Below are 12623 nucleotides of genomic sequence, written 5' to 3' on the forward strand. Positions count from 1 at the left end.
TTCCGCAGCAACAATAGCAGATGGCCCCCGCGACGTCTCCTCCTTGTCATTGCGAGCTACGCTCGCAATCACGATGTGGATGGAGCTCTGCACACGTTGATCGAGGCGGCTCGCGGAGAGCCCCCTCACACCGCATGCGCCTGCAAGAACCTGCCGTGCTCCGCCTCGGTCGCGTCGTTGGCCGGAAACATGCACTCAAGCCGCAGCTCTTCCGCCGTCACGGTCTGCGGCGTTCCAACCGTCGTGATCAGGGAAAAGTAGTCGAGCGTTACGCCATCCTTGACGAAACTGAGCGGGATCATCGGCATCGCATCGGAGGCCGACGGCGCACGCCATTCCGGCCTGACGCCGGGGTATCGCGACAACTCCTCCAGCAGCGTCTTCGTCCTGAGATCAACGACGTGCCCGACCGCCTCGCGATGGACCCGTGCCAGCAGTCCGCGCGCCGTCTGCGGCCAGTTCGCGATGAAGGGACGCATGCCGTCCGGATCGAACATGAGATGCAGCAGGTTTCGCGGGACGGGACGCGCCGACATCTCGATGAAGCAGTTGAACAGACGTGGCGCGGCCTCGTTGGTCATCAAGACGTTCCAGTAGCGGTCCATGACGATGGCCGGAAACGGATCGTGCTGGCGCAGCATGCGTTGCAGGGCGCGGTTGATGCTCGTCATGGCGGGCGCCTCGAGCGCGGGATCGGAATATGACGGCGCGTAGCCGGCGGCGAGCAGCAACTCGTTTCTCTCGCGCAAGGGCACGTCGAGGGCCTGCGCGAGATCGAGCAGCATCTGCCGGCTCGGGATGCTGCGGCCGCTCTCAACGAAACTGATGTGCTTCTGCGAGACGCCGGCATCGAACGACAAATCGAGCTGGGTCTTGCCGCGAATGTCCCGCCATTGACGCAGCAACGCGCCCGCCGACGTCGCACGTGCCTTGAGGGCGCTGCCCGCAGCTTTCATTGTCGAACGATCCTTCCCTTGGGTGGTGCCGCGTCGTCAACGCGCGAGCCATGGCGCCCCGGATCACCCGAGGCACCATGTGGGTCGCCGATGGCGGACAATCAACCGAAGGCAACGGGCCCCACGGCGCCCACCCAGTGCCGCACCTTGGTCTCGTCGCGCTCGTCCATGTAGAAGAAGTGCGTCATCGTCGGATGCACCGCCTTCATCGAACGATCGTCGGGCGTCATGTCCACGACGCCGCGAAACACCTTGAGCGAACCGGCATCCCAATATTCGGTGACGTGATGCAGCGCGGTGAATCCGCTGTCGATGAAGGCCTTCAAATTGGCCCGGATCGCTTCCCGCCCCTTCCAGTCGGCGACGCCGAGATTGCAGACGGCATCCTCCGCGAAGCAGTCGAAACCCGGTCCAAACGTCTTGTCATCGATCTCCTTCCACATGTCGAGCAGCCATTGCGGCGGAGCCGTCTTCGTGAACACGACTTGCATCTGTCTCTCCTTTTGAATCCTTCCCGGCGGGCGATGGTTGGGAGACTAGTCGGGCCGCGAATTGGCTCAATTACATGCGAGGTAATAAAGCGGCTCGGGAAGGCGTGGTCTTTCCCCGATGCCGATTTCGTGAAACCTTCCCGCCATGCGCCGGATCATCGTCGTTGGCTCACAGGGAAGCGGAAAGACAAGCCTCTCGCGGAAGCTCGGGCGGAAGCTCGGATTGCCCGTGGTGCATCTCGACGTGCTGTACTGGCGGCCGGGCTGGAAGCCGTCCGACAGACCGAGCTTTCGAACGCGCGTCACGGAGGCGATCGCGGGCGACGCGTGGGTCGTCGATGGCAGCTTCTCGGGGCTGGCCTTCGATCTCACGATCGCGCGCGCCGATCTTCTTGTTGTCATCGACCGCCCGCGCTGGCTCTGCCAGTGGCGCATTCTCTGGCGCTCCGCCTTCGACCGCGACACGACGCGGGCCGATCTGCCGGAGGGGTGTTCGGAACAGTTCGACTGGAAACTGATGCGGGAGGCGTGGCGCTACGAGGTCGAGCGCACGCCGGTCATCGAGGCCGAGCGCCTGCAATATGGCCCTCATGTCCCCGTGGTGCGCTTGAGACGCGACCGGGACATCCAGGGCTTTCTCGAGTCGGTTTCCGCAGGTTCGGACGATTAGGCTTTCTTCTGCGCGATCCGCGCGGCGAACGCCTTCATCAGCTCCGCATCCACCGCCTCGCCTTTCACATCCGCGGCGAGGTGCTCGAACCAGCGCGCAAAGCCCTCGTAGATCTGGCTGGCCGGATGATCGGGGCCGAGGAAGCCGGAAATCTCCCGCATCTCCGCGACCCAGCGATAGGCCTTTGGAAGCATGTCCGGCAGCGCGACTTCGAGCCGCGCCAGAATCGCAGGCTGGCTCAGTGCGAGCTCGTCGCGCAGCGCGTCCGCCGCGCCCGCTTTCGTGGCCGCGACCACCATGGCCGAGCTGATGCCGGCGAGGCCCTTGACGATGCCGGCATAGGACATCTTGAGCGCGGAGGCCGCGCCGACCGGACCTTCGACGATCCGCACGTCGAGGCCGAAATCCTTCAGAACAGCCAAATCGCCGGCGTGCTCACCGGACATGTAGAAGGCTGGGCTCTTGCCGCCAGGCTGAGGCGGGAAGCCGATGATGCCGCCGTCCACGAACGGCGCCTGTGCCGAGCCGATGATCTCCTCGATCCGCTGCACGGTATCGACGTTGACGGCATTGCAGTCGACCACGAGCGGCTTCTTCGCACGCCGGACGATCAGCGCGGCCAGGCGTTCGGCGAGCGCAACCGCCTCGCCGGGCGGCACGATCGAGAGGATGATGTCGGCGTCCGCGATCGCGTCGTCCTCGGCGCCGATCATGCCGGCATCCGCGGCGCGTTTCAGCGTCGCTTCGCTCCGCCCCTTCAACGACGTCAGCACGCGCGCGCCGTTTTCGCTGAGGCGGCGGGCCACGGCGCTGCCCATGGCGCCGGGGGCGAGGATCGCAATGGTTTTGGACATCGTGCACTCCAGATCGAATTCCGAGCGTGGCGCTCAATTCAACCGGAACCCTAGCAGAGGACGAAAGTGCTTGCGTGAATGCGGCCATCCGAAACCGGAATGGCCCTACTCCACCTTCGCAGGCTGCGGCTGGAGCGCGGAGGCATTGGCGATGCGCGCGGCATTGGCCATGCCTGCGAGCGCAGCGGCCTTCTTCTGGTCGGGCGCGGCGCCCGGCTGCACCACGCCGGCCGACATGATCAGGGTCGCGGCATCCTCGGTGCTCATGTCGACCTCGACGATCTTGCTCTTGGGCACGTAGAAGAAGAAGCCCGTGGTCGGGTTCGGCGAGCACGGCAGGAACACGGAGACGTGCTCCTCCTGCCCCGGCAGGCTGCGCGCGACCTCTTCATTCGGCGACTGCGAGATCAGCACGATCGACCACATGCCCGGCGAGGGAAACTCGACCAGGCCGACTTTGCGGAAGCTGGAGCCCTTGCCCGAAAACAGCGTCTCGAACACCTGCTTCAGGCCGCGATAGATGGCGCGCACCGCCGGGATCCGGCCGAGGAAAGTCTCGCCGACATCGACCAGCGTCCGGCCGATCAGATTGGCGGCGAGGAAGCCGACCAGCGTCAGCGTGAAGAATGCGACAATCAGTCCCCAACCGGGAATGACGTACGGCATATAGGTTTCAGGCCGATAGGCCAGCGGCACGAACGGCCGCACCACACCATCGACCCAGGTGACGAACCACCACACCAGATAGAAGGTGATGGCGACCGGCCCCGTCACGACGAGGCCGGTCAGGAAGTAGTTGCGGAAGCGGCCCATCAGGCCGGTATGCGGTTCCGGCAGCGGATCAAGCGGCGCAGGCGCATCGTCGCGGGTGGTCATTCGGGTTCCAGGTCGGTCGCAGCACTCAAGCTAGGGTCTTCTAGCAGGTTTTGGAAGAGTACCTAGCGTTCCGGCCCGATCCCGTCTGCCTATTCCACGGTCACCGATTTGGCGAGATTGCGCGGCTGATCGACGTCGGTGCCCATGATAACAGCCGTATGATAGGCGAGCAGCTGCACAGGAACGGCATAGACCATCGGCGTGAATGCCGCCGCCATGTCGGGCATGACGATGGTGACGAGTGACTCGACCGTCGCCTCCTCCGCACCCTTGGCGTCGGTCATCAGGATGATCTTGCCGCCGCGGGCTGCGACCTCCTGCATGTTGGAGACGGTCTTTTCGAACACGCGGTCATAGGGCGCGATGACGACGACAGGCATGGTCTCGTCGATCAGCGCGATCGGGCCGTGCTTGAGCTCGCCGGCGGCATAGCCCTCGGCGTGGATGTAGGAGATTTCCTTCAGCTTCAGTGCGCCCTCGAGCGCGAGCGGGAAGCTGGTGCCGCGGCCGAGATAGAGCACGTCGCGCGATTTCGCGATCTCGCGCGCCAGCTTCTCGATCTGGAGCTCGCTGGTGAGCGCGTCCGACATCAGGCGCGGGATCTCGACGAGACCGTGGACGAGCTTGGTCTCGTCCTCGTCGGACAGTTCGCCGCGGGCCTTGCCGGCCGCGATCGCAAGGTTCGCCAGCACCATCAGCTGGCAAGTGAAGGCTTTGGTCGAGGCGACGCCGATCTCGGGGCCGGCGAGCGTTGGCAGCACGGTCTCGCTCTCGCGCGCGATCGTCGAGGTCGGCACGTTGACCACCGCAACCGTGTGCACGCCCTGGTCTTTGGCGTAGCGCAGCGCCGCCAGCGTGTCGGCGGTCTCGCCGGACTGCGAGATAAAGATGGCAAGATCCCCCTTGCGCAAGGGCGCCTCGCGGTAGCGGAATTCGGAGGCGACATCGACCTCGACGGGCACGCGCGCAAAGCGCTCGAACCAGTACTTTGCCACGAAGCCGGCATAGCTCGCGGTGCCGCAGGCCGTGATGTTGATGCGCTGGATGTCCTTGAAGTCGAACGGCAGCTTGACCGGCAGCGAGACGCGCTCGGTCGCCATGTCGACATAGCGCGCCAGCGTGTGGCCGACCACGTCCGGCTGCTCGTGGATTTCCTTGGCCATGAAGTGGCGGTAATTGGCCTTGTCGACCAGCGAGGTCGAGGCGGCGTGCTTGATCTTGTCGCGCTGGACGGCGTGGCCGTCCTTGTCGAAGACCGTGGCGCTCTTGTGGGTCAGCACGACCCAGTCGCCGTCCTCGAGATAGCTGATCGTGTCGGTGAACGGGCCGAGCGCGATGGCGTCGGAGCCGAGATACATCTCACCGTCGCCATAGCCGATCGCCAGCGGCGGCCCGTTGCGGGCGCCGATCATGAGGTCGTCCTCGCCGGCGAAGATGAAGCCGAGCGCGAAGGCGCCGCGCAAGCGCGCCAGCGTCAGCTTCACGGCCTCGACCGGCTTGTTGCCGCGCGTCAAGAGATCGTCGACGAGATGCAGCACGATCTCGGTGTCGGTCTGGGTGTGGAAGACCGTACCCTTCTTCTCGAGCTCATCGCGCAGTTCGCGGAAATTTTCGATGATGCCGTTGTGGACGACGGCGAGGCGCTCGGTCGCGTGCGGATGGGCGTTGTTGACGGTCGGCTTGCCGTGGGTGGCCCAGCGGGTATGACCGATGCCGGTCGTGCCCTTGAGCGGCTCGGCCTCGAGCCGCCTCTCCAGATTCTTCAGCTTGCCCTCGGCGCGGCGGCGCTCGAGATGCTTGCCTTCGAGCGTGGCGACGCCCGCGGAATCGTAACCGCGATATTCAAGACGTTTGAGCGAATCCACCAATTGCTCTGCAACCGGTTCGCGCCCGAGAATGCCGACAATCCCGCACATGCGGATCAATATCCCCCAAATCGTCGAAAAATCGCCTAAACGACGCGCTCGGTTTTTAGCGAAGTTCCTAAGGAACCAGATACTCAATAATTATTGCTGATTGAGACAGCACCAAACGCACCAAGCCTCGACTGCGTCGAATTGGCCGGCGTTAAACCGCGCCGATTAACTTGTTGTCAACAAATTTGGCCAACGATTTCCCCTCAGGGAGTTATGCCATGAAAGGCTCGTCCGACCGTAAGGGTCTGTCATCGACATTGGTGCGCGCCAGCGAGACCACAGGCACGCACCTTGCGCATTGGCCGCCGCCTCAGCGCGCCATGGAGCGAGGCAAGGAAGCCAAGCCCGTCCTCGTCACGCAAGCTGCCGGCGAACCGGTAAAGCGCGCCAGGTCGCGCGGCTGGCGCCTGAAGCGAGCGTTGTTCTCGGAAGTTGCCGACGACGATTAGCGGAAGTCTCACCACCCCAGCACCAGGGCGAACACGAGGACAACGACAAACACCCAGAATGCCAGCCCGGTGAACAGCGATGCGATCTCGCTTGGGCGGGGGTCGCCGAACTGTTCCAACACCCAACGTCCCGGCGGCGTGATAACGCGCTCGACGACAAACTTGATCAGATACCAGTCGTCGTCATCGTCCATGAGCGCACAACCGCAACAACGCCGACCACGATTAGATACTCGGCCGCTTACTTCTCCGGCTTCTTGCCCCTGGTCTTCATCTCGCGATAGCGCGCAGCACCGCCTTCCCTGATGGTCTGCGGGCTGCGCTCCAGCGCCATCGCATCATCGGGCACGTCGCGCGTAATCACCGAGCCGGAGCCGATATAGGCGCCATTGCCGATTTTCACCGGTGCGACCAGCGAGGAATTGGTGCCGACGAAGGCGCCCTGCCCGATGACAGTCTTGTGCTTCTTGAAGCCATCGTAGTTGCAGGTGATGGTGCCTGCGCCAATGTTGGAATTGGCGCCGACCGTGGCGTCCCCAATGTAGGACAGATGGTTGACCTTGACGCCCGCCTCCAGCGTCGCCGCCTTGGTCTCCACGAAATTGCCGATCCGCGCGCCGTCGCCAAGCGAGGTGCCGGGCCGAAGTCGCGCATAGGGGCCGATCGAGACGTTCTTGCCGAGCGTGGTCTGCACGATGTGTGAGAACGAATGGATCACGGTGCCGTCGGCGATCGAAACGCCGGGGCCGATCACCACGAACGGCTCGATGGTCACGTCGTTGCCGAACGATGTGTCGGTGGAGAGGTAGACAGTCTCAGGGGCGATCAGCGTGACGCCCGCTTCCATCGCCGCTTTGCGCAGCCGCGCCTGCATCACGGCTTCCGCTTCCGCGAGCTGCGCCTTGGTGTTGATGCCGCGCACCTCGTCCTCGCTGGTCTCGATCACCACGGACTCCCATCCCTGCTCGCGGACGATGCCGACCGCATCCGTCAGATAAAATTCGCCCTTGGAATTGCCGTTGCCGATCTTATCGAGGATCGCGAGCGCGCGGCGGCCGTCGATCGCCATCACGCCGGCATTGCACAGATTGATCTCGCGCTCGGCGTCGCTGGCATCGGCCTGCTCGCGGATTGCGACCAGGCGGTCGCCCTCGACGATGAAGCGGCCATAGCCGGTGGGATCTGCGGCGCGAAAACCGAGCGCGGCAATCGCGGCGCCCCTGGCGAGCGGCGCACGCAGCCGCGCAAAGGTCTCGGCCGAGATCAGCGGCGTATCGCCGAACACGATCAGCAGATCGTCCACACCGCGCGCGATCGCCTCGCGCGCCGCCAGCACGGCATGCGCGGTACCGAGCCGCTCACTCTGCACGAAAGTGAGTGCGTCGGGGCGGATGCGCTTCGCCTCATCGGCGACCGCCTGATGGTCGGGACCGATCACGACGGCCAGCGACGTTCCGGTTCCCTTGGGTGCGGCGGCGAGCACATGGGCGAGCAGCGTCTGGTGAGCGACCGGATGCAGCACCTTTGGCAGGTGTGAGCGCATACGTGTGCCTTCGCCGGCGGCGAGCACGATCGTGAGGCTGGAACGGGCGGTCATCGAAATCCTGTCAGATAAGGCCGAATCAATTGGCGCGGCAGGCGGAAGGCCGTCCTCATGCTTGCTGCCTTTGCTACCCCCGCAAACGCCCGGAGTTCAAGTGCGACGAGGTTTTCCTGTTAATGTTCCCTGATTGATTCGGGGGAAGCCGGACAGGGGCTGGGCACTTAACGTTCATGGCAAAGGATTCCGACCCACTGGCGGACGCCTTCGGCGACAGGGAGACCGGCGGGCTGTTCTCCGGACTTTTGGCCGAAGAAGGCACGTTCGATCGCCGCATGATGTGGCGGCTGGGCTCGTGGGGCGTGGCCGCCGTCGGCGCCGTCGTGCTCGCCGTGCTGGCCAACCAGGCCCAGCTTGGCTGGCGTCGCGACCAGGTCGCTTCCGCCGATCTCGCGCGCCAGGCCGACCGGTTGCAGATGCTGACCAAGGAGAGCCAGAACGAGGCTCGTCGTCTCGCCTCCGCGATCGAGACGCTGAACACCGATCGCGACCGGCTCTATTCGCGCGTCACCGTGCTGGAGCAAGGGCTCGATTCCGCCACCGGCGCCATCGCGAAACAGAACACGGCGCCGCCGCAGGCCTCCGCGGCGAAGCCGCAGGACGCCCCCGGTCTGGTTGGACCGCCGGCCCCCAGTGTCGCGCCAGTCGCCTCGACGCCGGCACCAGCGAACGACAAGCCGCGCGCAGAGTCCGCCAAGGAATCATCAAAGGACACGAAGGACGCAGCAAAGGAGCCGCCTAGTCCGCCACCGCAGACCGCGGCGGCCGCTTCGCTCGTCTTGCAGGCGCCCGCAACGATGTCGGCACCGCCGTTGCTTCCGCTGGTCCCGTCCAAGTCGATCATGGCGCCGCCCGACCCCGCCGCCTCCAAACTGATTCAGCCCGAGACCACTGAGAAGACAAGCGAGAAGGCCGCCGAGAAGAAGCTCGAGCCGGCGCCCGCCCCAACCGAAGTCGCAGCCGTGCCAACCAAGCCGCCGGAGGCAGCCAAACCGCCAGAGGCCGCCGAGAGCGAAGCGCCTTCAATTGCGGTTCAACAGACTCGCTTTGCGATCGATCTCGGCGGCGCCAATTCGCTCGACGGCCTGCGTGCGCTCTGGCGCGGCGTGAGCAAATCCAATCCGGAAATCGCAGCGCTGCGGCCGATCATCATGATCAAGGAAGGCACCACCGGCCTCGGCATGCAGCTGCGCCTGGGCGCCGGCCCGCTGATCAACGCCGCCGCCGCGGCGAAGCTCTGCGCGGGCCTCGCCGAAAGCGATCGCCATTGCGAGACCACCGTGTTCGACGGCCAGCGCCTCTCGCTGCGCGGCGGTTCGGAGAAGGGGCTAGGCAAGTCTCAGGACCGGGTTCAGGAGAAGAACTCCGACAAGACCCAGGACGCGGTGCCGCAAGCCGAAACCGCGCCTGCCCCCGCGCCGACCGCCAAGCCCGACAAGCATCGCCGCAGCTACTCCTCAAAACGCTCATCGAAGCGCGAGGAGCCCGCGCCTGCGCCTGCGGCTCAGCAACCGGCCGCGCAAGCGAAGCCGGAGACGGCGTCAGCGGGATCGACGCTGTCGTCGTTCTTCAGGCGCTAGGGCCGTATAGATTGCGTGGTTACTGTGACGATTGCGTCACCGAACTGAGCGGCGTTTCGCCTCGCCAAGGTAAATTCCGTTTGTACCGCCCTCGGGCTCACAACAGATTTTGATCGACGCGAGGCAGTCTGTGAGCACTGTCGATCTTTGAAGTTGGTCACACGATCATTGCGCTATGCTCCCCTCCTGAGCGTGGATGACTTGCACCTCGCCACAATTGCGCGCAGTTGAGCCGCGGTGGACAGAAAACTCTCTCTCACCTGTTGCTCCTCCGCGCCATCCCGATCATATTGCGCCCATGACAAAAAAGCCCTTCCGCCTCACGCCCTACCAGGTGCAATTCCTGATCGTCGTCGGCTTCACGACCGTCGGCTATGCGATCTATCTGCGCTATCTCGGAATCGAAAACTCGCAGGTCGGGCTCGCCTGCGATGCCGGCCTGCAGACGTTGATCTGCAAGGCGCGGTCGGTCTCGACGGTGCTGTTCAAGAATTCGGTGTTCGGCATCGTCGCACTGGTGGCGGCGACGCTCAACCTGATGCGGCCATCGATCGTGCTGCTCACCGTCGGCATCATCGCCGCCGGCCTCGGCATCGTGCTCTACAACGTCGTGCTGGCGGGCCTTGCGATCGGCCTGCTCATCCTTGGATTTGCTCGGCCCGCGCCCGCCACAGCGTGAGCGCCAACAAGAGATAGATCGCGCAGGTCCACAGCGACTGCCAATTGTCGCGGCCTTCGTTGATGATCACATAGACCGCCGACAAGGCCAGCACGCCGGCGAACACCGCTTCCGCGATCGGACGCTGGCCGATCTGCGGCCGGTTCAGCATCAGCACCGCGAACGGCACCACCGCCATCGTCAGCGAGGCGTAGGGGAAGTCGTGGTAGCGCGGGTCGAACACGAAGGCGAGCGCGGTCTGCGCCGCGATCACCGCGGTCAGCGCCAGCGTGAGACCCAGCACCGCCGTTAGCTTCGACCATTTGCGGCCCTCGCGCGGGCCCAGGAGGTCGAGGAAGGTCGGAAGACTGCGGCCGATCACCATCGCCTGCGCGCAGAAGATCGGCGACAGGATGCCGGCGAGCAGCAGCGCACCCCAGTGCAGCCAGCCGCCGATCCCGTAGCTCTCATAGTACATCTTGTCGGCGCCGACCCCGAGCAGGATGCCCGCTGACGTCGCCGAGATGGCGACGCCGAGCCAGGCCGAGAAGCGCGGCGTCCAGGGCCGCCGGCGCAGCGTGATGCCCGCGACCGCGAACACCAGCACGCAGAGGCCCATGCCGGCGCCCATGTACCATTTCCAGTATGGGAAATTGCTGATCGGCTGGCCCGGCGGATATTTCAGGTTCCTGCGCACGGAGTCGTAGAGACCCCAATAGCCGCCGACGGTGCCCTCCAGCTTGCGCTTCCACGGCTGGTCGTAGGACTCGATCAGATTGACGCGGAATTTCTGCGCTTTCGCCAGGCTCAGGATTTCCGAGACGACGCGCGCCTGGTTGGTGCGCGACGGCAGCGCGCCCTCGCGCATGCGCCCTTCGCTCGGCCAGCCGGTTTCGCCGATCAGGATCTCCTTGCCCGGAAACGCCGCCGCCATGCGCTCGCGGATGGACTCGACGTGGGCGGCGGCGAATTTCGCCTTGACCGGGAAATCCTCCCAATAAGGCAGGATGTGGATCGTAACGAAGTCGACGGCGTCGTAGACCTCGCGATTCCTGAGCCAGAACTCCCAGACGTCGGCGTAAGTGACGGGCACGCTGACCTGCGCCTTCACCGAACGGATGATGGAGACGAGGTCCGCGGTCGTCATCTCGCCACGCAGCAGTACCTCGTTGCCGACGATGATCGCGGTGATGATTCCGGGGAAATCCTTGGACAGGCGGACCGCGAGCGCAGCCTGCTCAAAATTCTTGGTACGGTTGCTGGAGAGCCAGATGCCCTGAAGCACCTTCATCCCGCCGATCCGGGCGGCGATCGCCGGCACCTGATCGAGCCCGTTCTCCATCGAATAGGTACGGACGCAGTCGGTGATCTCCTTGAGCTGGCGCAAATCCTGCTCGATCTGGTCGGCTTCGATATGGGTCCAGGCGTTCAGCGGCGACTGCTCGCCGCGGAACGGCGCGTAGGAGACGCACTGAACCTTCTCGGCGGGATCGATCGGGGCGCGCGCGAGCGTGATTGGCGTGGCCAGCCACCACCACACGGCAGCAATCGCACCCAGTGAAACGAGCAGAAGCGCCAGTGGCGTACGAAGAGAAATCGGTTCCGTCCTCCGCGAGGTGCCGTCGATTACCTGCTCGCACGCCGTCTGCCAAGGGGTGACGACGCGCCGATCCGTCCCTCCCCCGAGGAATTTACCTGCGGCCGTTCGACAGAGGCCTAGGATCGTGACTTTGCTGGACAAAATTGCAAATACACGTCATGGGATTTTGCGGGACTTTTCCGCCGCATTGGGGACCTATTTGGACGCCATCAGCTAGCGCGTCCGCGAGGTCCTGATGCCGGCGGCCAGCGGATATATTGGGGAATTCATGCGGCAACGGGTGTTCGAGTTACGAAATGCGGTCCTGCGGCAGTTCGCCGCCACCTTGGCCGTCTCCTCCCTGATCCTGCTGGTCGGCATTGCCGGCGTCTCCGCCCAGAGCGGCACGCCCGCCCCTGATCAGGGCAAGGCCGCCGCCCAGCCCGCCGACGCTGCCGCCAAGGATGCCAACCAGAAGCGAACTGACGAGTTCGCCGAAGCTGCCCGCGCCATTAATGGCCCGGCCGGCAATCCCGAATGCGTCTGGCTCGGCCGTCGCGCGGTTCAGTTGATGTACAGGGACGACCTCGATACCGCCTTCCGCCACATCGATCTTTACGACCGCTTCGGCTGCCCCGGCGGTCACATTCAGGCTGCGTTCCGCTGCCTGACGCGCTTCCTCACCCAGATCGACGACAAGGTCCCGAACAGCCTGAATAATCTAACCCAGGCCTGCTGGATCAACCCGGCTGCGCAGCCGCAGCAGACAGCCACGGCCGCCTCGCAGCCTCCGTCGCCGACCACCGGCAATTCGCAGCCCCCCCAGCCGGCCGCGAGTCCTGCGCCTGCGGCAAGCCCGACGCCGGCTCCCCAGAAATAGCCTCGCATCGCTTCAGCCGGCGTTCAGGAACGATCGGCTATAGAAGCGGTTGGCACTGCCGCACATTCCGAAACTGGTCATGCCCTCATACGGTCATGAGGCCATGACAGTTGT

The 12623-nt window shown here is 64.7% G+C and carries 13 protein-coding genes; 5 read left to right on the forward strand and 8 right to left on the reverse strand.

What is annotated here, in order from left to right; all coding sequences use genetic code 11:
• Positions 1-125 precede the first annotated feature (125 nt).
• A complete protein-coding gene (locus IVB29_RS37925; RefSeq protein ID WP_247508536.1) occupies positions 126-956 on the reverse strand; it encodes a helix-turn-helix transcriptional regulator in 831 nt (276 codons plus the stop codon).
• A gap of 101 nt (positions 957-1057) precedes the next feature.
• A complete protein-coding gene (locus IVB29_RS37930; protein WP_247508537.1) occupies positions 1058-1447 on the reverse strand; it encodes a nuclear transport factor 2 family protein in 390 nt (129 codons plus the stop codon).
• Between the two features lie 229 nt (positions 1448-1676).
• Here IVB29_RS37930 and IVB29_RS37935 point away from each other — a divergent pair, with 229 nt between their 5' ends.
• Positions 1677-2117: an AAA family ATPase gene (locus IVB29_RS37935; protein ID WP_247508538.1), complete on the forward strand. Its 441-nt coding sequence runs from the start codon at positions 1677-1679 to the stop codon at positions 2115-2117.
• Here the strand turns inward: IVB29_RS37935 and IVB29_RS37940 are convergent.
• The 3 genes from IVB29_RS37940 to glmS form a co-directional block, all read right to left on the reverse strand.
• Positions 2114-2971, reverse strand: coding sequence for an NAD(P)-dependent oxidoreductase (locus IVB29_RS37940; RefSeq protein ID WP_247508539.1), 858 nt, complete (start codon positions 2969-2971; stop codon positions 2114-2116). The genes IVB29_RS37935 and IVB29_RS37940 overlap by 4 nt on opposite strands.
• 105 nt (positions 2972-3076) lie before the next feature.
• Positions 3077-3847 (reverse strand): DUF502 domain-containing protein, encoded by a 771-nt coding sequence (locus IVB29_RS37945; RefSeq protein WP_247508540.1) that lies wholly within the window; start codon positions 3845-3847, stop codon positions 3077-3079.
• A gap of 89 nt (positions 3848-3936) precedes the next feature.
• On the reverse strand, positions 3937-5763 hold the full coding sequence (glmS, locus tag IVB29_RS37950; RefSeq protein WP_247508541.1) for a glutamine--fructose-6-phosphate transaminase (isomerizing): 1827 nt from the start codon (positions 5761-5763) through the stop codon (positions 3937-3939).
• Between the two features lie 218 nt (positions 5764-5981).
• On the opposite strand from glmS, the gene IVB29_RS37955 reads away from it, so the two are divergent.
• On the forward strand, positions 5982-6212 hold the full coding sequence (locus IVB29_RS37955; protein WP_247508542.1) for a hypothetical protein: 231 nt from the start codon (positions 5982-5984) through the stop codon (positions 6210-6212).
• Between the two features lie 8 nt (positions 6213-6220).
• On the opposite strand, the gene IVB29_RS37960 is transcribed toward IVB29_RS37955, so the two are convergent.
• Positions 6221-6406, reverse strand: a complete 186-nt coding sequence (locus IVB29_RS37960; protein ID WP_247508543.1) for a hypothetical protein — start codon at positions 6404-6406, stop codon at positions 6221-6223.
• Between the two features lie 47 nt (positions 6407-6453).
• Positions 6454-7809 carry a bifunctional UDP-N-acetylglucosamine diphosphorylase/glucosamine-1-phosphate N-acetyltransferase GlmU gene (gene glmU, locus IVB29_RS37965; RefSeq protein ID WP_247508544.1) on the reverse strand — a complete coding sequence of 452 codons (1356 nt, stop codon included), beginning with the start codon at positions 7807-7809 and terminating at the stop codon, positions 6454-6456.
• Between the two features lie 176 nt (positions 7810-7985).
• Here glmU and IVB29_RS37970 point away from each other — a divergent pair, with 176 nt between their 5' ends.
• Together IVB29_RS37970 and IVB29_RS37975 are read left to right on the forward strand one after the other, a co-directional pair.
• A complete protein-coding gene (locus IVB29_RS37970) occupies positions 7986-9392 on the forward strand; it encodes a hypothetical protein (protein WP_247508545.1) in 1407 nt (468 codons plus the stop codon).
• 298 nt (positions 9393-9690) lie between these two features.
• Positions 9691-10071 (forward strand): hypothetical protein, encoded by a 381-nt coding sequence (locus tag IVB29_RS37975; RefSeq protein ID WP_247508546.1) that lies wholly within the window; start codon positions 9691-9693, stop codon positions 10069-10071.
• On the opposite strand, the gene IVB29_RS37980 is transcribed toward IVB29_RS37975, so the two are convergent.
• Positions 10031-11590, reverse strand: coding sequence for a beta-(1-6) glucans synthase (locus IVB29_RS37980; RefSeq protein WP_247508547.1), 1560 nt, complete (start codon positions 11588-11590; stop codon positions 10031-10033). The genes IVB29_RS37975 and IVB29_RS37980 overlap by 41 nt on opposite strands.
• Before the next feature lie 328 nt (positions 11591-11918).
• On the opposite strand from IVB29_RS37980, the gene IVB29_RS37985 reads away from it, so the two are divergent.
• Positions 11919-12509 carry a beta-1-3, beta-1-6-glucan biosynthesis protein gene (locus IVB29_RS37985; protein WP_247508616.1) on the forward strand — a complete coding sequence of 197 codons (591 nt, stop codon included), beginning with the start codon at positions 11919-11921 and terminating at the stop codon, positions 12507-12509.
• Positions 12510-12623 lie beyond the last annotated feature (114 nt).

The sequence above is a fragment of the Bradyrhizobium sp. 1 genome (genome assembly GCF_023073315.1).
Taxonomy (GTDB): domain Bacteria; phylum Pseudomonadota; class Alphaproteobacteria; order Rhizobiales; family Xanthobacteraceae; genus Bradyrhizobium.